This is a genomic window from Caldanaerobacter subterraneus (genome assembly GCF_004345675.1).
In the GTDB taxonomy this organism is placed as follows: Bacteria; Bacillota; Thermoanaerobacteria; order Thermoanaerobacterales; family Thermoanaerobacteraceae; genus Thermoanaerobacter; species Thermoanaerobacter subterraneus.
Genome location: NZ_SLWU01000010.1, coordinates 23,167 through 45,253 on the forward strand (window position 1 = coordinate 23,167; position 22,087 = coordinate 45,253).

The following is a 22,087-nucleotide window of genomic DNA, read 5'->3' on the forward strand; positions in this document are numbered from 1 at the left end:
CTATTTCCTCCCAAAAGATGAACACCTGTCTAAAAATCTCTTCACTCCTTCTTTGTATGTGTATAAGTTTATGTGAACAAAACTTGCGAGACAGTTTTTATGCACAAATCCACATTCCCACTTCTCTTCCTTGCCCGGTCTATTCACAATATAAGAGGCATTTTGTGAAAAACCTTCTATGCGAGAATAGTGAAACTCATGTCCCTTTATCCTTTCACCTTTTTTGAAGAGCACATTATCCATGGTAATTTCAGCTTCCACATATCCAAACCTCTGCAATTTTTTTGTCATCACTACTTCAAAGTCGTAAACTCCCACCATGCTGTATCTATTCCCCTCTAAATCCCTTATGCCTTTTGAAAGATACATAAGTCCCCCGCATTCAGCGTAAACAGGCATGCCTTTTTCAACAGCTTCTTTTATTTCTCTCAACATACTCTCATTTTCACTGAGCCTTTTCGCAAAAACCTCTGGAAACCCACCCCCAATGTAAAGTCCCTCAGTTCCTTCTGGAAGTCTTTCATCATCAAGAGGGCTGAAAGGAATAAGATGTGCCCCCATTTCCTCTAAGGTTTCAAGACTTTCTTTGTAGTAAAAGTTAAAAGCCTCGTCATAAGCATAAGCTATTTTTACCTTTTTCTCTTTCAGGACTCTATCTTCCTTTTCAATAAAATCAGGCGGCTTAACTGTCAAATTCATCAATTTTTCCACATCAATGCAATTTTCAATATAGCCATATAATTTTTCCAATTTTTTATCTAAATTTTCTGTCTCATATACAGGTAAAAGTCCTAAATGCCTTTCAGGAAGCTCAAGTTCCACATCTTTAGGAAGATAACCAAAAACTTCAATATTCAAATCCCTCTCTATAACCTCTTTTAAGAGGGTGTAGTGCCTTTCACTTCCAACTTTATTCAGAATAACTCCTCTTATGTCTACATCTTTGTCGTAATAGATATATCCCATTATTAAAGCCGAGACACTAGCTGCCATAGAAGAAGCATCCACCACGAGCACAACAGGCACATTTACAAGCTTTGCTATGTGGGCACTGCTTCCTCTTGATGTCGTATCTATCCCGTCGTAAAGCCCCATGACCCCTTCTATTATTGAAACATCCGCACGTGATGCATTTTTATAAAACAAATTTTTGAGATTCTCCTCTCCCAGCATAAAAAGGTCGAGATTCACTGAAAAATTCCTTGTCACATACCTGTGGTAGGCAGTATCTATATAGTCAGGTCCAACTTTGAAAGGCCTAACATTATACTTCTTTGAAAGAACGCCCATGATCCCAAGACTTAAAGTAGTCTTACCTGCCCCCGAATGGGTTCCAGCTATCATGAAAGCTCTACACAACTTTCAGCTTCTCCTTTCCATTTAAAGAAGGTATGATGTAAGGGGTTCTGGTAATCGGGTCTTCAAATATCTGAACATCTATTGAAAATGCCAGTTTTATATTTTCAAAGGTAAGCACCTTTTTAGGCTCCCCTTTTGCCATTATAGTACCTTCCCTCATTATGACGATTTCGTCACAAAACTGAGATGCCAAATTAACATCATGCAGTACGGATATTACAAGTATGCCGTTTAAGCTCAATTCTTTTGCAATTGATAAAACTTCTATCTGGTACTTTATGTCAAGATGGGAGACCGGTTCATCCATGAGCAAAATCTTCGGCCTCTGCGCTAAAGCCCTTGCTATATACACTCTCTGCCTTTCTCCTCCGGAAAGCTCCCTCACTGGCTTATCTTTGAACTGCCACGTGTTTGTCATTTCCATCGCTTCTCTCACAATTTCTTTGTCTTCTTTTCCTTCTGACTGAAATCTTCTAAGGTAGGGAATCCTCCCCATCATCACTATGTCATAACATGTAAACTCAAAATCGTATATTATATCCTGTGGCACATATCCTATAAGCTTTGCCCTTTCCTTCACACTTAAGCTTCGTATGTTTTTCCCAAATATTAGCACACTCCCCTTGTCAGGCTTAAGATATCCTGAAATATTTCTTAAAAGAGTGGTCTTCCCGCTCCCATTCGCTCCTATTATTCCTATCATTTCACTTTTGTCCACTTTTAAATTTATCCCTTTTAATACCCGCTTCTGCCCATAAGAAAAGTAGAGGTCTTTCACTTCTAAAATAGACATAATATCACATTCCTTCATTTTTTTGCTTGCTCCTTACAAGGAGATACAGGAAAAAGGGCCCTCCAAAAGTCGCCGTAATTATCCCTATTGGCATCTCTACAGGCTTTAAAATCACTCTCGCCAAAAGGTCTGCAAAGGTGAGAAAAGAAGCGCCAAAAAGAGCACTAAAGGGAACCAGAACTCTGTTGTCAGGTCCTACAATAAACCTTGAAATATGTGGAACTATAAGCCCTACAAAGCCTATAATTCCTCCAACAGAGACACAAGAAGCTGTCACCAATGACCCCAGGACAAGTATAATTTTCTTGACAAGCTCCGCATTTACACCTAAATGCTCTGCAGATTCTTCCCCTGTTAAAATGGCATTTACATCCCTTGAAAATGCGTACATAACAAAAGAACCTATGAGTATTAAAGGCGAAGAGTAGATAACCTGTGGCCAGCTCACAAGGCCAAAACCCCCCATAGTCCAGAAGACAATCCGTGAAAACTGGTCATGGTTTAAAAGCATGAGCAAAGAGATTATGGCAGACATAAAAGCACTTATAGCAATTCCAGCCAGAAGCATTGTGGTCATTGAAAGCCTGGAACCCGTCCTTGACACAGTGTACACAAAAAATATTGTCAAAAGGGCTGTTATGAAAGCCATAGAGCTTAAGCCAAATATGCCTAAACCCATTATTATGGCAATTGTGGCTCCAAAAGCTGCACCTGAAGATATACCCAAAACATAAGGGTCTGCCATGGGATTTCTCAGGAGCCCCTGGAAAAAAGCTCCCACAACAGATAGTCCCATGCCCACAAGAGCTGATTCTATAACTCTTGGAAGCCTTAATGTAAGTATAATGCGCCTGTTGACTTCATCCCCTTTCCCCAAAAGCACATTTAGTATTTCCTGCAGGGGGATTTTAACCGCCCCTGCAGAAATTGAAAGAGCCATTATCAAAAGAAGAAGGAAAAATGCTGATGTAAAGTAAAAACCTCTCTTAGCCTTCACTTTATTTAAATGCCTCCGGATGTAAGAATTTTGCTACTTCTTCAAGCCCTAATACAATCCTATTTGTTCCTCTTACAATTATGTCGTCATTGGACACCACAAATACCTTGTCATTTTTCACGGCATTTGTGTCCTTGTATCCAGCCATATTTTTAAGGTCCTTCACATCTCCAGCATGAGGTGATGTTATTATGACATCAGGGTTTTTCTTCACCAGCTCTTCAATGCTGTACTGAGCCCATCCGTTCACATCGGATGCCACATTTTCTCCACCTGCGAGGTTTATAATCTCGTCTATGAAAGTGCCTTTTCCTGCAGTCCAGTTGCCATCAAGAGAGACCAGGTAAAATACTTTTACTTTTGGAAGGTCTTTTACCTTATCTCTTATCTCTTTTATTTTATTCTTCACATCGTTTATGACTTCTTCCGCCTTCTTCTCATTTCCTGTTATTTTACCAAGAAGTTCTATCGACTGATATATTTGATCAAAATTCTGAGCATCCAGCACTACAACTGGTATACCCATCTTCTCCAAAGATTCCATCTGTTCTTTCCCTGATAATCTGGAAGCAAATATTATGTCAGGCTTTTGAGCCGTTATCGCCTCTATGTTGGGTCCTTTAAAACCTCCCACTTTGGGTATGTCCTTCACTTCTTCAGGATAATTGTCAAAATCAGTAACTCCAACTACTTTGCTCCCTGCCCCTATTGCAAACAGAAGCTCTGTGACTGAAGGCACCAAAGATACAATTCTCTCTGGTTGCTTTTCAATCGTCACTTCTCTGCCAAGAAAGTCTGTAATTTTCAGCGGAAACTGTGTCTTTACCTCTTCGGCTGGTTTCGCTGTTTCCTGGGGCTTTGTAGCATTTTGAGTAGAACAAGCAGCAAGTGAAAATACTAAAGCAAATATTACAAGAAACGCAACTATCCCTTTGAATCTTTTCATAAGTACCCTCCTATCTAAAAATTTTGTCTTATCTATCAAAAAAGGCCTACCCCTTGCGGAGGTAGACCTTTTTCACTTAAAAACACACAAAGGCCGTTCAACCTTCCCTCCGAAGGCGAACTTTTAAAAACCTTATGGCAGGTCTCCTGGCTCGGGACTCATCCTCCACCCTGCCTTCCCATCCGGCACTCAACTGAACGCAATTTCTCTCCCTCTTTTCTCCTTACTAACGCGCTCAGTTGAGTGCCGGACAGTGGCTTACTAGGGCTTCGTCCTCCCTCACAGTAGCGGGGGCTGCGCGGGATTCTCACCCGTCTTCCCTTTTAACCCATCACGGGACCATAAGGCTTTTTATATTCAGTTTTAATTTCATTTTAACTCTTACTTTTGAGTAAGTCAATTAATCTCAAATCTCTATACCCACCCTCGCCGGAACACCTTTCTTGTAATAATGTTTTATCTCCTTCATCTCTGTCACAAGGTCAGCCTTTTCTATGATTTCTTGAGGAGCACTCCTTCCTGTCAAAATTAGTTCCACACTCTTTGGCTTTTCCTCTATCAACCTCAACACATCTTCCACACTTAAAAGTCCTGAGTGTATGGCTGCCATCGCCTCATCTACAATCACAATATCATACTCTCCACTTTTTAATATTCTAAGAAGCTCTTCATACTCTTCTCTAACCTTGCTCTTCAGTTCTTTCAGTTCTTCTTCTGTCATATCCCATGTAAATTTCTTAGACTCTGCAAATCTTTTTATCTCAAAATTAGGCTTTAGAAGTTCTGCCGATTTCAACTCCCCTGTAGCCATCCCTTTTAAAAATTGAAACATTATAACTTTCATGCCCCTTCCAACTGCCCTGAAAGCAAGTCCCAAAGCTGCAGTAGTCTTCCCCTTGCCGTCCCCAGTGTATACCTGCACATAGCCTTTTTTCATAGAAAAAACTCCTTTCAAAAATTTTATATAAAAAAGGCCTTCCCTTCAGAGGAAGACCTTTTTGCACAAAACTTCAAAAAGGTTCAACCTTCCCTCCGAAGGCGAACTTCTAAAACCTTATGGCAGGTCTCCTGGCTCGGGACTCATCCTCCACCCTGCCTTCCCACCCGGCACTCAACTGAACGCAATTTCTCTCCCTCTTTTCTCCTTACTAACGCTTCAAGTTGCGTGCCGGACAGTGGCTTACTAGGGCTTCGTCCTCCCTCACAGTAGCGGGGGCTGCGCGGGATTCTCACCCGTCTTCCCTTTTAACCCATCATAGGACCATAAGGCTTTAATATTTAGTTTCACATTTTTATTCTAAACCTTTTCAGTTTTTTAGTCAAGCCTTAACTTTTCATCACCTTTCCAATTTCTTTTATAAATTCCTCCACTTCTTCCCTTTTAGGATAGTATTTCCCATACCTTACCTTTTCATAAAGTCGACTTACCCTTTCCATTGGTTCCCTTACATTTTCAAAAGAAGCCGTAACTTTCTCGTATACGTCCTTTACAGAATAATTCCCTCTTTCTAAGGCTTTCTTTTGATAAAGAGATATCAAAAGTTTTTTGTAATAAAACCTAACCTTTTCCCTGTTATCCCTATAAAACTTTATTTTTTCCACCGCCTTCAAAATCCTGTTTCTGGCCTCTCTAAATTTTTTAACAAAGGGCGCATCCTTAAGATTTATATCAATCTCTTTCTCTTCTACAAAATCTCTTTCCCGTTTCTCTACTTCAATTCTGCTTATAACCCTTATTATGAGGATAATGAGTAAAACTATTACAGTTAAAGCAATCAGAAAAGCCGCCATGTGCAGTAAATTAGAAAGCCAGGTATAATCCTGAGGCGTTTCCTCCTGTAAAAAGTTCTCTGGATTCTTGCCTTCTTTATAAAAGCTTTCCATAGCCTTTTTAAAAAATTCCCTATCAAAAGGAATCAGACTAAAAATTTTGGAAAGCATCCAGAACATCCCATAAGCAAGGTAGGTGGATAATAAAACAAACACTTTCCCAATTACAGTATATATTTCGTAAATAATATGAGTCACTGAAGGTAGAGAAAATGCAAAAGTAGCTAACAGTACTAGCCCAAAACCTATCCACTCAAATAGAGAAATTCTCCCTTCACTGCCGTGATATTTCAAAGCCTTTACCTCAAGGAGGAGAAAAATGCTCAAAAGTATATACAAAATCGTGTATTTTTGTATCATGGCAATTTCCTGTGGGGGGAGGTAATAGGCAAATAAATTTAAGAAAAAGAGCCACATTAAATTCCTGTAAAAAATTTTTATATTCATTACGTCTTCTACCATTGTACTTTTAATTTTCGCCCCTCTATACCATAAAAACAAAAATACAATAAAGTCTGCCATAAGCTGATAGTAATTTTCACTCACTTTTACGCTCAGTAAAAGACTTGAAAAAATACCCACAGCCAAACTAAAGGTCCTATAAAGTTTTATATCCCAATACTCTAATGCATTCACAATTCCCGAAACAAAAGAGAGGACAAAAAAGGCTAAAAAAGGCACCGCCTTTTCTTGAACGATAAGGCCGTTTAGCAAAGTAAAAACTAAAAATATAAGCAAACCTTCTAAAATTGTCGCAAATATTTTAACAAACTTTTCCCTATCCCACCACTTCAATTTCTTTCCCCTCTTCACTATAGTAAAAGAGCTTTGCATTATGAGGAACATTCTCAATTCCCTTTGAACTCATGTATACAAGCATTACATCCTTATCCCCAAAAAACCTCTCTAGGAGAGACAACATCCCTTCATCCACAAAAGGCGTTACAACCAAAAGGTCTGTTCCCCATGAAAGAGTTTTAGAAAGATAACTTGCCATATCCTCTACGCTGTATTTTTTCAAAAAAGATAGGCCTGCAAAAATTTCTAAAAGCCTTGCAATCTGGCCCTCCCCTGCCGAAGGCTCCACAAATGTGTAGTCCCCTTCTGCAAGACATATTGCATTCGTAGAAAATCCCACAGGAATCCCTTCTTTTATTAAATTAACGGATAAAGTCGCCGCCACTTCTATCGCTCTCTCAAATTTTTCTATTTCTTCTACCCTAAACACATACCTGTGAAAATCCACGTTAAAAAAGAGCACTATTTTCTTATCAGCTGTATAGTCATACTTGTTAACCTTAAGTTTCTGAGTCTTTGCAGTGACTTTCCAGTTTATACTCTTAAAGCTGTCTGAAGTCGTGTAATCTCTCACTCCACTTATTATGACAGGATCTTCTATTATCCACCTTCTCACAAATAAATCCCCGTAAAGAGAATTAGCGATAAGCCTAAAACTTTTTAAATCAATTAGCCTGGGATAAACGATAAGTCTTGCAGGAGCTGGAAGCTCTACTTCGTACTCTTCTGCCCCGAATAAATCTGTTGAAAAAGCCTTTATACCATCAAAAAGGTTGTATATGCCTCTTTTTGTAGCCACCACCTCAAACTTACGCGTCACTTTTTGAAAAGGAAGCATTGAAAGAACGGTATTGTGAAGGTATTTGACCTTATCCTGTTTTTCCACCAGTTTAGATTTTTTCATGCTGAGCTCTACGGGTATTTTCTGTTGCAACTTGAGATAGGTAATGGGGAAAAATTTCTTATTGTGTATGGTAAGTTTTAATGCAGTTTTTTCGCCTGGAAAAACTGCCTTTCTCTCAAATTCCCTCTCAATTATCAAATTTTTAAATATGTTTTTTTTGTAAAGATTTGACTGCAAAGCCACCAAGGCAACTATGACGAGTATAAACCACAAGGCATTCATATTAAAAACCACCTGTAAATTATTTTTCTAAAGGAACAGGTACTTCCTCTAGAATTCTACCTATAACCTCTTCTGCCTTTATATCTCTTAGCTTCCCTGAACCTTTTAAAATAATCCTGTGAGCTAGAACAAAAGGCGCTATATACCTTACATCGTCTGGTGTCACAAAATCACGGCCTTTTACGTAAGCGTAAGCTTGACTGGTCTTATAAAGAAACAGAGTAGCTCTGGGACTTGCCCCTAGTTCTATTTCCTCCATATTGCGCGTTTTTTCTACAATATCCAATATATACTCCGACACGTCTTTATCCACATACACCTCTTTGTACTCTTCCTGCATTTTCAGCACATCCTCTTTTGTGCATACAGGCTTTAACTCTTCCAAAGGATTTTTCTTGTCAAAAACCTCGATTATCCTTTTCTCCTCTTCTCTCTTTGGATAACCCATTTTTACCTTCATCAAAAACCTGTCTATCTGAGCTTCAGGAAGAGGAAAAGTACCATAGCTTTCTATAGGATTTTGAGTAGCTATAACGAAAAAAGGTCTATCGAGTTTATATGTCACGCCGTCTACTGTCACCTGTCTTTCTTCCATGCACTCTAAAAGGCTGGACTGAGTCCTGGGGGTTGCCCTGTTTATCTCATCAGCCAGCAAAATATTTGTAAAGATAGGACCTTTTTTAAACTCAAAATCGCCTATCTTCTGGTTAAAAACATTTATTCCTGTCAAATCCCCTGGCAAAAGGTCGGGAGTAAACTGCACCCTTTTAAAATCGCAGTCTATTGACCTTGCCAAAGCCTTAGCTAAACTAGTCTTCCCTACTCCCGGTACGTCTTCTAAAAGAACATGACCTGAAGCTATCAAGGCTGTCAGCATGAGGTCTATTACCTCACTCTTCCCTATTATGACTTTTTCTATATTCTTTCTTATTCTCTCTATCACTTCTGACTGTTCCAATTCCATCACCTTTTCAAAAAATTTTTCGCCTCTCTTTATTATAGAAAACATTTACTGAAATTTCAATAAGAATCTGGATATTGACATACCTTTTAAATCGTAATATAATCTTAATTGAGAAAACTTTCTTATTTAATAAAAGGTTGTGATTAAAGTGCAGAAAGAGGAAGCTTTAAAAAAATTAAAAGCACATAATTACAAGCTTACGCCTCAGAGAGAATTAATACTTGACATAATGCTTTCCAACCAGGGCTATTTGTCTGTAAAAGATGTGTACGAAAAAGTAAGAGAAGTCTTCCCTCAGGTTAGCATTGACACTGTGTACAGGACTTTAAGCCTTTTAAAGAGCTTGAATATTTTAAATGAGGCGGTAATTGGAAATAATATTATGTACGTGGTAAAAAAACAGCTTCACAATCACACAATGAGGTGTTTAAAATGCGGCAGAGTATTTGAAATGGAAATATGCCCTCTTGAGCTTTTGATGGACCAGATAAAAGATTTTGAAGTCGTAGACCACAAAATAGAAATTGTAGGATACTGCAAAGAATGCAGATCAAATCCAAACTGAGAAATGGAGGCTTTCAAATTATGAAAAAACTAGTAATGGCTTTAGTCTTAGCTTCAATGATTTTTACACTGGTTTCTTGCAGCACCACTGCTAATTCATCTAAGCCTTTGGTATACGCTTCTTTTTATCCAATTTATGACCTTACCTTAAAAATAGCAGGAGATAAACTAGAAGTAAAAACCATAATTCCTCCGGGAGTTGAACCTCACGATTGGGAACCCTCAACAAAAGATGTCGCTGAGATGACAAAGGCAAAAGCTATTCTGTATTTGGGCTTAGGAATGGACTCATGGATAGAAAAGGTCAAACCTAATGCACCAAATGTAGTCTTTTATGAAGTATCCAAAGGAGTCACTCCTATAATGGAAGGAAATCAGCCAAATCCTCATATATGGCTTTCTCCAAAAGAAGCTTCAATAATGGCAAAAAATATAAATGATGCCTTAAAACAGACTTTCCCAGAGTACAAAGATTATTTTGAGCAAAATTATCAAAGCCTAAAAAATACCTTGGAAGAGTTAGACAAGAAATACACTGATGCTCTGTCAAACACAAAGCACAAGACGTTTATAGTCTACCATAGCGCCTTTGAATACCTCGCAAGAGATTACAATTTAAAAGAAGAAGCATTAGTAGGGGCAAATGAGGAAGTAGAAGTAAGCCCTGCTAGAATGGCTGAAATTATAAACATAATAAGGGAAAAACAGATAAAATACATTTTTACAGAGCCCCTGACTTCTCCTAAACCTATCCAAACTATAGCCAAAGAAACTGGAGCCAGGGTTTTATCCCTTAATCCTATTGAAGGGCTTACGAAAGAAGAAGCAAAGCAATACAAAGACTACATAGCTTTGATGAAAGAAAATCTAGAAAATTTAAAAAAGGCGCTAAATGAATAAAATGATAAGGGAGGCCACAAAAAGTATGAAGAAATTTTTAGCAATTTTAATCGCTTTTACACTAATACTTAGCCTTGCCTCCTGCACAGCAAAGCCAAGTGAAACATCCAAGCCTTTAGTGTATGCCTCCTTCTATCCAATTTATGACCTGACATCTAAAATAGCAGGAGACAAACTAACCGTAAAGAACATAATACCTTTTAATGAAAGCCCTCACGGTTGGGAACCCAGCGCTAAAGAAATGACAGAAATAGCAAAAGCAAAAGCGGTAATATATTTGGGAATGACGATGGAAGACCCGTGGATCAATAAAGTAAAAGAAGCAGCGCCAAATACTGAATTTTTTGAAGTGTCCAAGGGGATTGAGCCTATAAAAAAGGGAAACGCCATAAACCCGCATCCATGGCTTTCTCCTAAAGAAGCATTGATAATCATAAAAAATATAAAAGACGCTCTGGTAGATATCGATCCTTCTAATAAAGATTATTTTGAAAAAAATTATCAAAACCTAAAATCAGAAATTGAAAATCTTGATAAACAATACAGGGAAGAACTTTCAAAGACAAGATTAAAAACCATCGTCCTCTTCCACAGCGCTTTTGCATATGTAGCAAGAGACTATGGATTAAAGCAGGAGCCCTTGGTTGGGATGAGCGATGAGGCAGAGCCAAGTCCTGCGAGGATAAGTGAATTAGTTGACTTAATTAAAAAAGAGGGCATAAAATATGTATTTGTGGAAGGAATGGCACCTGCAAAACCAATGGAAACCATAGCTAAGGAAAGTGGAGCACAGATAATGAGAATAAGTACAATAGGCACTTTAAGCAAGGAGGATATGGAGAGAAATGCAGATTTTATCTCTCTCATGAAGGAAAATCTAGAAAAACTAAAAAAAGGATTGGAGTAGATGAAAAATGAGTTATATCGAGGTTAAAAATGTAAATTTTGCTTACGATGGAAGGCAGGTCCTTCGCAACGTCTCTTTAAAAATTGAAAAAGGCGAGTTTGTAGGGATTATTGGTCCTAACGGCTCAGGGAAAAGTACCCTAGTAAAAGTAATGGTAGGCAATCTCGTGCCTTCCACTGGGGAAGTCCTGTATGAAGGTGTAAACCTCCAGAACATAAAGGACCGCTCCTTTATAAGCTACCTTCCCCAGCGTTCTTTTTCCTTTAACTCTTCTTTTCCGGCAAGCGTAGAGGAAGTTGTGTCTATGGGCCTTTACGCCAGGAAAGGGTTATTTAAAAGGCTTTCAAAGGAAGACTGGGAAAAAGTGTATGAAGCCTTAAAAATAGTGGACATGTTTGAATTTAGAAGCCGCTTAATTGGGAGACTTTCAGGAGGACAGCTTCAGAGGGTTTTCATAGCAAGGTCCATAGTATCTGAGCCGCAGATACTTTTTCTAGACGAACCCACAACAGGAATTGACGCTAAATCAGAAAAGGCTCTTTACGAGCTTTTGGAAAAGCTCAACAAAGAAAGAGGAATAACAATTGTCATGATGACTCACGACATCATGGCTATAACAAACAAGGCCCACAGAATCATATGTATGACTGACGGCAAAATAAACGAAAAATGCGAAGCTATCGATATAGAAAAGCACGACTTTACTTCTTTCCTCTACGAATATCCTGTGAAGAAAGTAAAGCATCAGCATAATAATAATGGGAGTGTAGAACATGTTTGACATTTTTTCTTACGAATTTATGAGGAGAGCTTTTATAGCAGGGGCTATAATAGCAGTGATAGCCCCTTTAGTGGGAAATTTCTTGGTACTAAGAAGGCTTTCCCAAATGGGGCATGCTCTGTCCCATGTGGCTTTAGCGGGAGTAGCAGCTGGAATTTTGGCCGGCATTGACCCTACTATAGGATCAATTGCCATAGTCCTTCTAGCCGCCTTTGGAATAGAAGGACTGAGAAAAACCTATTTTCAGTATTCTGAGCTTTCAATTGCTATAATTGTATCTGCAGGAATGGCAGTTGCGATAATACTCTTAAATTTTGCAAGAGGCGGAGCAGTCAATGTAATGAACTACCTCTTTGGTAGCATTGTATCTGTAACATATACAGATGTTGTGTTAATTTCCACCTTAGGCCTTTTAGTCATTCTCACTATAGCGCTTTTTTACAAGGAACTTTTGTACATCACTTTTGACGAAGAAGCTGCCACAATATCAGGATTACCTGTGTCAGCTATAAACTTTCTCTTCACAATTTTAGTAGCTCTAACAGTAGCACTAGCAATGAGAATTGTAGGAGCGCTTTTGGTGTCGAGCTTAATGGTCACACCCTCTGCCGCCAGTTTAAAAATCGCTCAAAGCTTTAAACAAGCCATAATCTACTCGATTATCTTCTCCTTTATATCAGTGTTCGCTGGAATTATACTCTCTTTTTACTTCGATTTATCACCAGGTGGAACAATAATACTCATTTCCCTCGCTATAATGGGAATAACATCGTTAAAAAAATAAAAGGTGGAGCATAGCGCTCCACTTTAATAATTTTCTAAAAGTTCAATCATGACTTTCAATGCTCTCAAAGTATCTATATAAGCGTATCTTCCCCCTTCAAAATCCCCTTTTTGAATTACTTTCATGCCTTTTCTATAAAGTTCTTCTACTTTTCTGTCCATGTCTTTTACAACGAAAGCTATGTGATGAATTCCCTCCCCATTTTTATCGAGAAACTCTCTCCAAGTGCTCGGATTCTCATCAGGCTCTATCAATTCCAGTTGTAATGGCCCCAGCTCAAAAAATGCAAGTTTGGCTCTTGCTTTTGTAGGTCTTCCATTAAATTTGGTATGGGCTTTGCTGTAATCATCTGTCCAAAACCACTGAGGCTTTTCTACCCCAAAAAATTCTGCGTAATTTTGCAAAGATTCTTCAATATCCCTCACTACAATACCTATTTGCACTGTATTCCGCATATCTAGAATATTTTTGCTCATTTTAGTCACCTCTTCAGTTTTATAGTTTTTGATAAAGTTACTTTCCTCTTGCCTCACGAGAAATAGGTTTATAGGGAATTCCTTTTATTCTTGCTCTTACATATTCTCCTGAGAGACTCAATTGATTTACAGCCCATGCTTTACCATCACCAGGATTTAAATTAGTAGATGTTAAAAATGCTGCTGAAACTTCATTCTTATTTGCCAAAGACCAATTTATCCAGCTTATATTATTGGCATTTAAAAATTCAAGCCATTTATCTGCTTCATCTAAATATGGACCTCCATCACCACTAGCTTCACTGGTACCCCATTCACTTACAAAAATAGGTACACCTTTTTCCAATGCTTTAGCCATATTGCCAAAAACATATCCGGGCTTACCGTGTTCTTCTACTTTATGAGTACCTGTATAAAAATGTACAGAATACATTACATTGGGATCATTTATTGGTTCCTCTGCCGCTAAATCCGGGCGTTGACTCCAGTTAGGAGAACCTACAATAATTATATTTTGGTTCCCCATATCTCTCAGCATTTGAATTATCGGTTCAGCATAGTTTTTAACTTTTTTCCACCCCTCAACATCATTTGTCACTCCTGGAGGGGTTGGATTGGGCTCATTTGCTAATTCATAAATTATATGAAGGTCATTTGGATATTTAGTAGCTATTTCCTTGAAGAAATCTTTTGCGCCACTGTATATGTCCGCATTAGGGTCTCCCGGATTTAAAACATGCCAGTCAACTATTACATACATATCATTTTGAATTGCTAAATTTATTCCTTCTATAACCTTATCTTTAACACTTGGATTTGTAGCATAACCACCTTCACCAACGTACATAGCAAGTCTAATCACGTTTGATTCCCAATCTCTTGACAATCCAGAAAAAGCATTATGATTAATAATCTCTGAAAACCACTGCAATCCGTGTGTACTCATTCCTCTTAGCTGTATTGGATTGCCATACTGGTCCCCCAATATTTTTCTTCCATCTTTTTCTATAATCTTAAGCCTACCCGCTACTGAAGGTTTTTTTACTAAAGCATTCCCCATCAAATGCGGAAATTTTTCTCTCTCATAACAGCTAAAAGTTAAAGAAGTATCTTTTAAAATTAAATACATGATTATAATGATTATCACAAGCACACCAGTAAAAGCATACCATTTATTCATAGTCTCATCTCACTCCATTTAAGGGTATTTGCTTAGAAATAAAGAGGCAGAACAATTTATACCCTGCCTCATAGATGCTGTATTCATTCGATTACACCTTTTTCTATTACCCCTTTGTACCAAAATGCACTATCTTTTAATATTCTTTTTTGTGTCTCATAATCCACATAAACTATTCCAAATCTCTTTGAATATCCATGTGCCCATTCAAAATTATCTAACAAAGACCATACAAAGTATCCTTTCAAATTGCCGCCTTCTTCTATGAACCTCGCTATTGCCTTCAGATGTTCTTTTATGTATTCTATTCTTTCATAATCATGCACTCGTCCATCTTCTGTTACTTCATCTTTAAATGCTACTCCATTTTCCGTAATGTACATAGGCAGTTTCGTGTATTCTCTGTCTAACCTCTTTAAAAGGTCATACAAGGACTCTGGGCTTATCTCCCATCCCATCTCTGTCTTTTTACCTGGCCCCGGTACATTCTCTGCTTTTAACATGGAATCTTCGTTGTATTTTACAATACTCCTTGTATAATAATTGACTCCAAGAAAATCTATTGGAACACTTATGGTCTCTAAATCTCCTTCTCTTATAAAATCAAATTCTCCAATTATTTTACTATATAATTCCATCATATCCTCTGGATAATTGCCTTTAAATATTGGATCTAAAAACCACCTATTTGCAAATCCATCTGCATATTGGACTGCTAATTTGTCTTCTTCTTTTTCACTCGCCGGATATGCAGGTGTCAGATTTAACGTTATACCTATTTGCGCCCCTTTCAGATTCATGTCCCTAAATACTTTTACGGCCTCTCCGTGAGAAAGCAATATATGATGAGCTGCTATCAAGGCCTCTCTCCAATCCTTATGGCCTGGCGCATGCTCCCCTATCCCATAGCTTAATATTGATGAACACCAAGGCTCGTTATGGGTTATCCATAAAGGTATCACATCCCCTAATTCTTCAAAAAGCTTTGATGCATATTCTACATACCATTTCACACTCTCTCTATTTAGCCATCCTCCGTTCTTTTCATACGCCCATTGAGGCAAATCCCAATGATAAATTGTCGCTACCGGTATTATCTCTCTTTTCAACAGTTCATCTACCAGCCTCTTGTAAAAGTCCATTCCTTTCGGGTTGTACTTGCCTTCTTCAGGGAAAATTCTTGGCCATGCTATGGAAAATCTATAGGCTTTAACTCCTATTTCTTTCATTATCTGTACGTCTTCTTTATATCTGTGGTAATGATCACAAGCTACATCTCCTGTATGGCCTTGATATGTTTTCCCTTCTGTCTTGGAAAATGTATCCCATATAGAAGGAGTTCTTCCATCTTCATTTACTGCTCCTTCTATTTGGTATGATGACGTAGCTACTCCCCAAGTAAAATCTTTTGGAAATTTTACCAATTCTATCACTCCTATTCTTTAATGATTTTTGGTACAATTTTTATATATTTGCTATTAACTGAGTAATGTCAAAAATTTTAATCTCTTTTAACTTACCTGAATAACTTACCTCATATTTTTTATCTGGCATCATATTTAAACAATTATCTGACAACTCCATATCATCCTCCGTTTCTATAAATACTCCAAAAGCAGGAACATTTGTTCTTAAAATTATTTTATTCTCCCTTACTTCATAATCGATTTTTGGCTTTGCTAAATCCAGATCTCTGAATTTGCCAAATACTTTATAATTCTCATAAACCGTATCATCAGTGATTATTTCTACATACACAACGCTATTCAATAACTCCCCGTTCTTCTCCACCGGCAGCGTACACCCTGGGATCGCTATAGGCATTTCTTTTACTCTATATCCAATATTCAAATCTTCAAAACTGTAATGGGCTATTTTTGTAACATCATTTGCTATTAATCTAGCTTTTAGCTTTTTTTCTGCAAGTTCTTCGCCATTTAATTTGAAAACTTTTACAACAACTTCTACTTCTTTATCGTATGGCAAATCACTTATTCCATAAACTGTTACACCATTAACTTCCTCTTCTACATAAGGTAGAATTTCTGCATAAAATCTTTTGGAATAATAGTACAAAGCCTTTTTTCTCTTGTAATAATCGACTGCAGACCAGCTGGCTACAGGCCAGCAATCATCAAACTGCCAGTAAAGAGCACCTGCTGTTTTAAATTTTCTTAACCTCCAGTGTTCCACTCCTGTCTTTATAGCCTCTGCTTGATTAAACTGGGTCAAATAGACAAAGCTCTTAAGGTCTTTGGGAAATCCCAACCGGCCTACCATAAACCTTACCAGTCTTTCCATTCCCTCGACCATTTTGTTGTGAGAAATCATGACTGGGCTCAATATTTTCCTCTCTTCTGGCGCCGTATAAGATAAAACCGTCCTCCAATCAGGCATCGCCTGAAAACCAAATTCACTTATGAACCTGCCCCTGTCTTTTCTATATTCTTCATAGTCCACCCATCCGCTCCATACATTCCACTGATGCCTATCCCCTTCTGCTTCGCTATTCGGGTCTTCTCCTCCATAAGGGCTCGATACCCAATAAGGCCTTGATGGGTCCAGCTTTGCGCATACTTTAGGCAGTATCTCCTTGTAAATGTAATTGCCCAGGTATTTTGGATCCCCCTTATTCCACCAGGAATGAAATCCCCAATTATTCTCGTTATTCCCGCACCAAAGCACAATAGAGGGATGATTTCTAAGGCTTAATATCACTTTCTCAGCCTCTTCTTTTGCTAATTTCTGGAACCATTCAAACTGGTCGGGATACTCTGCGCAGGCGTACATGAAGTCCTGCCACACCATTATTCCCATCTCATCGCAGGCTTCGTAAAATGCCTCGTCTTCGTATATCCCTCCTCCCCATATTCTCAGCATGTTCATATTTGCTTCTTTTGCAAGCCTTATATATTCGTAATAATCTTTTCTGCTAAGCCTTGGCAATAAATTATCAGCTGGTATCCAGTTGGCTCCCTTTGCAAAGACTCTTACACCGTTTATTTCAAAAATGAAGCTTTCCCCTTCTTCATCTTTTTCCCTTATCAATCTAATCGTTCTTATCCCACTTCTAAAACTTTTTTCATCTAATATTTCTGCACCTGAGAAAAGCCTTATTTTTATTTCATAAAGATGCTGGTCCCCTAAACCATTGGGATACCATAATTTAGGATTGTCTACTTTTATCCTCAGGTCTATTCTGTCCTTTTCAACTTTAGTTCTTGTTTTGATAATAGATATATCTTTTTCAATAAGCTCTACTTCCGCCTCAAAATCACCACGTACATATCTTTCAATATCTGCGCTTATTACAACATAAGCCTTATCATCTTCAATTTTTTCCGTATAAAAGTATGGATTCTTAATTTCTGCGTGTTTTACTAATCTTATATATACACCTCTCCAAAGACCCACCTGTACAATTCTTGGTCCCCAGTCCCATCCAAATGAATACTGGGCTTTCCTCACATAAGGCCTTCCACTGTCTCCCGACCATTCTAGTTTGACAGGACTTACCTTTTCCATCAACTTTACAGTTTTTGTTATAGATTTGAAGTAAACCTCTAAAATATTTATCCCTTCTCTTATTACGCCCTTTATGTCAAATTCATAAGGTATGAACATGTTTTGCGTTTTACCGAGATACACGCCGTTTAAGTATACATCTGCAAAAGTATCCACTCCTTCAAACACCAACTTCACTGCGTCATATTCATTTAAATGCTCTGTGCTTAATGTAAATTCTTTTTTGTAAACCCATTCTTTGTCTTCTAACTTGTGAAACTCTATTTCATTCATTCTATAATAAGGGTCTTGCAATTTTCCTAACTTTATCAAATCCAGCTGAACACACCCTGGAACTTGCTCTTCATACCATACATCCGTTCCAATCTCCTTAAAATGCCACTTCCCATTCAGTGAAATTCTCTTCTCCATAAAAATCACCTTTTTTACATTTTTACACAAGCTACATAATGGTCTTCTTCCACTAACTTAAGCTTCGGCCTTACGCAATTTAAATCTGCCAACGGACATCTATCTATATACTTGCATAACCCTTCTTTCCAGGCTGCACGAGACTTATCAAAATCCTCAACGCTTATCCTGTCTTCTTCCCATTTTCTATCTAATTGCGGTATAGAATCTAAAAGCATTCTAGTATAAGGATGCATTGGATTGGAAAACACTTTTTCTATAGACCCTGATTCTACAACAGAGCCCTTGTACAAAACTACTATCTTATCGCTCATATAATAAGCCTGTGAAAGATCGTGGGTAATAAAGAGTATAGAAGCGCCTATCTCCTTCAAGCTCAGCAAAGCCTCCAATACATCTACTCGGGTTGAAGCATCCAACATACTTGTAATTTCATCGGCAATCAGTACATCGACATCCATGAGCAAGGCCCTTGCTATTAACAACCTCTGGAGCTGTCCTCCGCTTAATTGGTGAATGTATTTATTTAAAACATCTCCTACATTAAGCCCCACCTTTTTTAATACCTCTTCTACTCTCCCTTCCCATTCAGAGGAAGAAACTTCTTTTTTAAATGACTGCTTTATTAGCTTAAAAATTCTGTCTACTTTGAATATGGGGTTAAAGGAAGAGTAGGGGTCTTGAAAAATGCCCTGTACTTTTGAATAAAACTCTTTATTGTTCTTTATTTTATAGATGTCCTTATCGTTTAGAAGGATTTGACCGCCACTGGGTTTTAATAGCTTTAACATCATCTTGCCAATTGTAGATTTACCACTTCCACTCTCTCCTACCAAAGCTAAAATTTCGCTTTTTTTTATTTCAAAATCTACTCCATCTACTGCCACTATTGTGTTTTTAGAAAATATCCCTCCTGAAGTAAATACCTTTGTGAGATTTTCTACCCTAATCATCTTCCCTTCACCTTCCAACAAGCAACGTATCTCCCTGGTTCAACTTCCACAAGTGGCGGTTCATTTAAACACTCGTCACTGGCAAAAGGACACCTATCTTTAAATCTGCAACCTTCCGGTGGGTTTATAAGATTAGGGGGATGACCAGGAATTCCCTCTAACTTTTGATGTGTATGTCTAATCCCCGCATTTGGCAAAGATTTAATTAAAGCCTTTGTATACGGATGGAGAGGATTTTTCATTATCTCTTCCGTAGGACCAATCTCCACTACTTTACCTGCGTACATTATAGCTATCCTGTCCGCTATTTGATACAAAACCGCTATGTCGTGAGTAATAAAAACTATAGAATTTACAATCTTTTCATCCCTAAATTCTTTAAACATGAGAGAAACTGCTTTCTGTGAAGAAACATCCAGCGCAGAAGTGACTTCATCTGCTATCAAAAGGTCTGGATTTAACAAAGTAGATATTACTAAAACTAACCTTTGCTTCATTCCACCTGATAGCTCAAAAGGGTACATATTAAGTATATCTTTAGATAATTTAACCATTCTAAGCCTTTCATGTAGCCTTCCTTCTATCTCCTCGTATTTTACCCTATGCTGACCAACCAAATCCTTTATTATTCCCCCTATTTTACGAGTTGGATTTAAAGCATCCATAGCATACTGGGGTATAAGAGAAATTTTTTTATAGCGATATTTTCTCATCTCAACAGTATTGTCAATCGGTAATCTCTCGCCATTTAGTCTAACCTCACCAGAGACGTATTTCATTGGTGGCTTTAAAAGGATCAAGGAATTCCCCAGGGTCGACTTGCCACATCCTGATTCGCCAGCTATCCCCAGTATTTCTCTGTCATTTATCGTAAAAGTCACGTCGTCTAATGCTTTAGCGTCTCCGCGCAAAGTTTTATAATATATTTTCAAACCCTTTATCTCTACCAAATTGGTCACTCCTCCCTAAGCCTTGGATTGAATATCTCATCAAGGCCTATATTGAGAAAGTACAGCGAACTTACTATCATCGTTATTGCCAACCCCGGAGGAATAAACCACCACCATATTCCCAATTGAATTGCATTCCACAGCACGGAGTACTGGAGCATCAATCCAAGAGAAATCCCTCTTGTAGGTCCCAAACCTATAAAATCCAGTCCCACTGCTGCAAGTATCGCACCTGCAAATTGGAGAATAAATACCATCACTACATAGGACATCATATTTGGTGCTATTTCTTCTAAAACTATTTTTAAAGGTGGTAAAGCCGTTATCTTCGCCAGATTCACGAATTCCCTTGACTTCAAAGAAAGAGTTTGAGCTCGCACAGCCCTTGCAGTCCAAGGCCAAGCCGTCAAACCTATTATCACACTTTGAATTCCTATCCCTCTGTAAGGGAGATAAGCAGCAATTATTATAAGAAGAGCTAAAGTTGGAATCACTATCAAGATATTTGTAAGCATCATCAAAATCTCATCTATCCAGCCGCCTTTATACCCTGCTATAAAACCGATTAAAAGCCCTATTATAGTAGCTAATCCTCCTCCAAACAGCCCAATAAAAAATGTGGACCTTAACCCATATACAAACTGAGTAAAAACATCTTGACCAAAGGTGGTCGTCCCCAGCCAGTTATCTTTATTAGGAGGCAAATTGCTCATACTCACATATTCAAGAGGATCTTTATAGTGAGAAAGGTAGGGACCAATTGTAGCCAATATCAAGAAAAAAAGCAGTATACTAAGGCCTATTTTAAATTTCGTATTTTTAAATGCAAAATACATAAACTCTTTCATACATTTTCTCCTCCAAGTCCTAGTCTGATCCTTGGATCAACTATCATATAAAGTATGTCTACCAGAAAGTTAGCAAGTAATACCCCAATGATTATGAATAAAAACACTCCTTGGACCAAAAAATAATCCTGGTTTAATATTCCTTGCAACAATATATATCCCATTCCTGGATAAGCAAAAACTACCTCTGTCGCTATGGAACCTGCGACAATTGTACCCAATTGAAGAGCCAAACCAGTAATCTGTGGAAGTATAGCATTTTTAAAAGCGTATCGCCTTATAAGCCCTTCGGATGCACCTAGAGCTTCTAAATACCTTGAATAATTCGCTTCAAGCTCATATATTATCAAGTTTCTCATGCCTATTGCCCAACCGCCAATTTGCACAATAAATAAAGACAAGAAAGGTAATATCCAGTGCTTTAAGAAGTCTGCTACAAACTGCCACGACCAATTAGGTCTCATGCTAAAACTGTAAGCACCTGCAATTGGAAAAATCCCTAATAGGACGCCAAAAGCCCACGCTAAAAGTATTCCAAGCCACATATATGGAATTGAAGTGATAATATAAAATACAGGTAACATACTGGAATCAAGGCTCCTGTGCCTTGCTGCTGCAGCCCCTATATAGTTCCCCACTATCCAGCTCAAAAGAATAGAGGGCAGCAAAACTACAAGTGTATAAGGTATGGCCTGAGCGATAACTGATAAAACAGGTTTAGGATATAGATATATGCTTATACCCAAATCACCTTTAAATATAGCCATCCAGAAATTCAGATACTGCTTCCACAAAGGCAAATCCAATCCAAAAGCTTTAATCAAATATCCATACATTACTTTTGCCGACTCTGGTAACCCCGAAAATCTTGATACTAATACAAGAATGGGGTCCCCAGGCATAAACCTGGGGATCAGCCAGTCGATTGTCACTGCAAAAAAGAAAGTCAAAATGTAGATGTACAATTTCTTAATCAAATACCGTAACATCTATAT

Annotated in this window: 21 protein-coding genes and 2 riboswitches; of the genes, 5 read left to right on the forward strand and 16 right to left on the reverse strand. The window is 38.0% G+C overall.

Going from position 1 to position 22,087, the window contains the following annotated elements; all coding sequences use genetic code 11:
* The 8 genes from EV203_RS06080 to EV203_RS06115 all read right to left on the reverse strand — a co-directional run bounded on the left by EV203_RS06080 (window position 1) and on the right by EV203_RS06115 (window position 8,813).
* On the reverse strand, window positions 1-1,359 hold the full coding sequence (locus tag EV203_RS06080; protein ID WP_132039600.1) for a cobyrinic acid a,c-diamide synthase CobB: 1,359 nt from the start codon (window positions 1,357-1,359) through the stop codon (window positions 1-3).
* On the reverse strand, window positions 1,352-2,152 hold the full coding sequence (locus EV203_RS06085) for an ABC transporter ATP-binding protein (RefSeq protein WP_041587267.1): 801 nt from the start codon (window positions 2,150-2,152) through the stop codon (window positions 1,352-1,354). The genes EV203_RS06080 and EV203_RS06085 overlap by 8 nt, the downstream gene beginning before the upstream one ends.
* Window positions 2,153-2,156: 4 nt before the next feature.
* Entirely contained in the window at window positions 2,157-3,149 is a 993-nt protein-coding gene (locus tag EV203_RS06090; RefSeq protein ID WP_132039602.1) for a FecCD family ABC transporter permease, read from the reverse strand.
* Window position 3,150: 1 nt separating this feature from the next.
* Window positions 3,151-4,095 (reverse strand): ABC transporter substrate-binding protein, encoded by a 945-nt coding sequence (locus EV203_RS06095; RefSeq protein WP_132039604.1) that lies wholly within the window; start codon window positions 4,093-4,095, stop codon window positions 3,151-3,153.
* Window positions 4,096-4,214: 119 nt separating this feature from the next.
* Window positions 4,215-4,454, reverse strand: a riboswitch (cobalamin riboswitch).
* 47 nt (window positions 4,455-4,501) lie between these two features.
* Window positions 4,502-5,032, reverse strand: coding sequence for a cob(I)yrinic acid a,c-diamide adenosyltransferase (gene cobO / locus EV203_RS06100; protein WP_132039606.1), 531 nt, complete (start codon window positions 5,030-5,032; stop codon window positions 4,502-4,504).
* Window positions 5,033-5,136: 104 nt separating this feature from the next.
* Window positions 5,137-5,376, reverse strand: a riboswitch (cobalamin riboswitch).
* 45 nt (window positions 5,377-5,421) lie between these two features.
* Window positions 5,422-6,720, reverse strand: a complete 1,299-nt coding sequence (locus EV203_RS06105; RefSeq protein ID WP_243700596.1) for a hypothetical protein — start codon at window positions 6,718-6,720, stop codon at window positions 5,422-5,424.
* Window positions 6,704-7,849 carry a DUF58 domain-containing protein gene (locus tag EV203_RS06110; RefSeq protein WP_132039608.1) on the reverse strand — a complete coding sequence of 382 codons (1,146 nt, stop codon included), beginning with the start codon at window positions 7,847-7,849 and terminating at the stop codon, window positions 6,704-6,706. The genes EV203_RS06105 and EV203_RS06110 overlap by 17 nt, the downstream gene beginning before the upstream one ends.
* Before the next feature lie 19 nt (window positions 7,850-7,868).
* Window positions 7,869-8,813, reverse strand: a complete 945-nt coding sequence (locus tag EV203_RS06115) for an AAA family ATPase (RefSeq protein ID WP_011024813.1) — start codon at window positions 8,811-8,813, stop codon at window positions 7,869-7,871.
* Between the two features lie 148 nt (window positions 8,814-8,961).
* On the opposite strand from EV203_RS06115, the gene EV203_RS06120 reads away from it, so the two are divergent.
* From EV203_RS06120 to EV203_RS06140, 5 genes are read left to right on the forward strand one after another with little or no spacing between them, the layout of a single operon-like run.
* Window positions 8,962-9,378 carry a Fur family transcriptional regulator gene (locus tag EV203_RS06120; protein ID WP_022588310.1) on the forward strand — a complete coding sequence of 139 codons (417 nt, stop codon included), beginning with the start codon at window positions 8,962-8,964 and terminating at the stop codon, window positions 9,376-9,378.
* Window positions 9,379-9,398: 20 nt separating this feature from the next.
* Window positions 9,399-10,277: a metal ABC transporter substrate-binding protein gene (locus EV203_RS06125; protein ID WP_132039610.1), complete on the forward strand. Its 879-nt coding sequence runs from the start codon at window positions 9,399-9,401 to the stop codon at window positions 10,275-10,277.
* A gap of 25 nt (window positions 10,278-10,302) precedes the next feature.
* Window positions 10,303-11,184: a metal ABC transporter solute-binding protein, Zn/Mn family gene (locus tag EV203_RS06130; RefSeq protein WP_243700597.1), complete on the forward strand. Its 882-nt coding sequence runs from the start codon at window positions 10,303-10,305 to the stop codon at window positions 11,182-11,184.
* A 7-nt stretch (window positions 11,185-11,191) separates the two neighbouring features.
* The gene (locus tag EV203_RS06135; protein ID WP_132039614.1) at window positions 11,192-11,965 is read left to right on the forward strand and encodes a metal ABC transporter ATP-binding protein; all 774 of its coding nucleotides are present in this window, start codon (window positions 11,192-11,194) and stop codon (window positions 11,963-11,965) included.
* The gene (locus EV203_RS06140) at window positions 11,958-12,749 is read left to right on the forward strand and encodes a metal ABC transporter permease (RefSeq protein ID WP_132039616.1); all 792 of its coding nucleotides are present in this window, start codon (window positions 11,958-11,960) and stop codon (window positions 12,747-12,749) included. Before EV203_RS06135 ends, EV203_RS06140 begins: the two co-directional genes overlap by 8 nt.
* 23 nt (window positions 12,750-12,772) lie before the next feature.
* Here the strand turns inward: EV203_RS06140 and EV203_RS06145 are convergent, their stop codons facing one another.
* The 8 genes from EV203_RS06145 to EV203_RS06180 all read right to left on the reverse strand — a co-directional run bounded on the left by EV203_RS06145 (window position 12,773) and on the right by EV203_RS06180 (window position 22,081).
* Complete coding sequence (locus EV203_RS06145) at window positions 12,773-13,225, reverse strand: VOC family protein (protein ID WP_011024809.1); 453 nt, start codon at window positions 13,223-13,225, stop codon at window positions 12,773-12,775.
* A gap of 37 nt (window positions 13,226-13,262) precedes the next feature.
* On the reverse strand, window positions 13,263-14,405 hold the full coding sequence (locus EV203_RS06150; RefSeq protein WP_011024808.1) for a glycoside hydrolase family 5 protein: 1,143 nt from the start codon (window positions 14,403-14,405) through the stop codon (window positions 13,263-13,265).
* Window positions 14,406-14,488: 83 nt separating this feature from the next.
* Complete coding sequence (locus EV203_RS06155) at window positions 14,489-15,829, reverse strand: GH1 family beta-glucosidase (RefSeq protein WP_041587093.1); 1,341 nt, start codon at window positions 15,827-15,829, stop codon at window positions 14,489-14,491.
* Between the two features lie 40 nt (window positions 15,830-15,869).
* Window positions 15,870-18,341, reverse strand: coding sequence for a glycoside hydrolase family 2 protein (locus EV203_RS06160; protein WP_132039618.1), 2,472 nt, complete (start codon window positions 18,339-18,341; stop codon window positions 15,870-15,872).
* 14 nt (window positions 18,342-18,355) lie between these two features.
* The gene (locus EV203_RS06165; RefSeq protein WP_132039620.1) at window positions 18,356-19,294 is read right to left on the reverse strand and encodes an ABC transporter ATP-binding protein; all 939 of its coding nucleotides are present in this window, start codon (window positions 19,292-19,294) and stop codon (window positions 18,356-18,358) included.
* Complete coding sequence (locus tag EV203_RS06170) at window positions 19,291-20,253, reverse strand: ABC transporter ATP-binding protein (RefSeq protein ID WP_011024805.1); 963 nt, start codon at window positions 20,251-20,253, stop codon at window positions 19,291-19,293. Before EV203_RS06170 ends, EV203_RS06165 begins: the two co-directional genes overlap by 4 nt.
* Complete coding sequence (locus EV203_RS06175; RefSeq protein WP_132039622.1) at window positions 20,250-21,092, reverse strand: ABC transporter permease; 843 nt, start codon at window positions 21,090-21,092, stop codon at window positions 20,250-20,252. The genes EV203_RS06170 and EV203_RS06175 overlap by 4 nt, the downstream gene beginning before the upstream one ends.
* Window positions 21,089-22,081 (reverse strand): ABC transporter permease, encoded by a 993-nt coding sequence (locus EV203_RS06180; protein ID WP_011024803.1) that lies wholly within the window; start codon window positions 22,079-22,081, stop codon window positions 21,089-21,091. Before EV203_RS06180 ends, EV203_RS06175 begins: the two co-directional genes overlap by 4 nt.
* Between the last annotated feature and the right edge of the window lie 6 nt (window positions 22,082-22,087).

Excerpts from the sequence above, each read along its gene's own strand:
- EV203_RS06125 (WP_132039610.1), top strand. The coding sequence starts at position 9,399 with ATGAAAAAACTAGTAATGGCTTTAGTCTTAGCTTCAATGATTTTTACA.
- EV203_RS06140 (WP_132039616.1), top strand. The coding sequence starts at position 11,958 with ATGTTTGACATTTTTTCTTACGAATTTATGAGGAGAGCTTTTATAGCA.
- EV203_RS06175 (WP_132039622.1), bottom strand. The coding sequence starts at position 21,092 with ATGAAAGAGTTTATGTATTTTGCATTTAAAAATACGAAATTTAAAATA.
- EV203_RS06085 (WP_041587267.1), bottom strand. The coding sequence starts at position 2,152 with ATGTCTATTTTAGAAGTGAAAGACCTCTACTTTTCTTATGGGCAGAAG.
- EV203_RS06130 (WP_243700597.1), top strand. The coding sequence starts at position 10,303 with ATGAAGAAATTTTTAGCAATTTTAATCGCTTTTACACTAATACTTAGC.
- EV203_RS06160 (WP_132039618.1), bottom strand. The coding sequence starts at position 18,341 with ATGGAGAAGAGAATTTCACTGAATGGGAAGTGGCATTTTAAGGAGATT.
- EV203_RS06135 (WP_132039614.1), top strand. The coding sequence starts at position 11,192 with ATGAGTTATATCGAGGTTAAAAATGTAAATTTTGCTTACGATGGAAGG.
- EV203_RS06165 (WP_132039620.1), bottom strand. The coding sequence starts at position 19,294 with ATGATTAGGGTAGAAAATCTCACAAAGGTATTTACTTCAGGAGGGATA.
- EV203_RS06180 (WP_011024803.1), bottom strand. The coding sequence starts at position 22,081 with ATGTTACGGTATTTGATTAAGAAATTGTACATCTACATTTTGACTTTC.
- EV203_RS06095 (WP_132039604.1), bottom strand. The coding sequence starts at position 4,095 with ATGAAAAGATTCAAAGGGATAGTTGCGTTTCTTGTAATATTTGCTTTA.
- EV203_RS06110 (WP_132039608.1), bottom strand. The coding sequence starts at position 7,849 with ATGAATGCCTTGTGGTTTATACTCGTCATAGTTGCCTTGGTGGCTTTG.
- EV203_RS06115 (WP_011024813.1), bottom strand. The coding sequence starts at position 8,813 with ATGGAATTGGAACAGTCAGAAGTGATAGAGAGAATAAGAAAGAATATA.
- EV203_RS06150 (WP_011024808.1), bottom strand. The coding sequence starts at position 14,405 with ATGAATAAATGGTATGCTTTTACTGGTGTGCTTGTGATAATCATTATA.
- cobO (WP_132039606.1), bottom strand. The coding sequence starts at position 5,032 with ATGAAAAAAGGCTATGTGCAGGTATACACTGGGGACGGCAAGGGGAAG.
- EV203_RS06145 (WP_011024809.1), bottom strand. The coding sequence starts at position 13,225 with ATGAGCAAAAATATTCTAGATATGCGGAATACAGTGCAAATAGGTATT.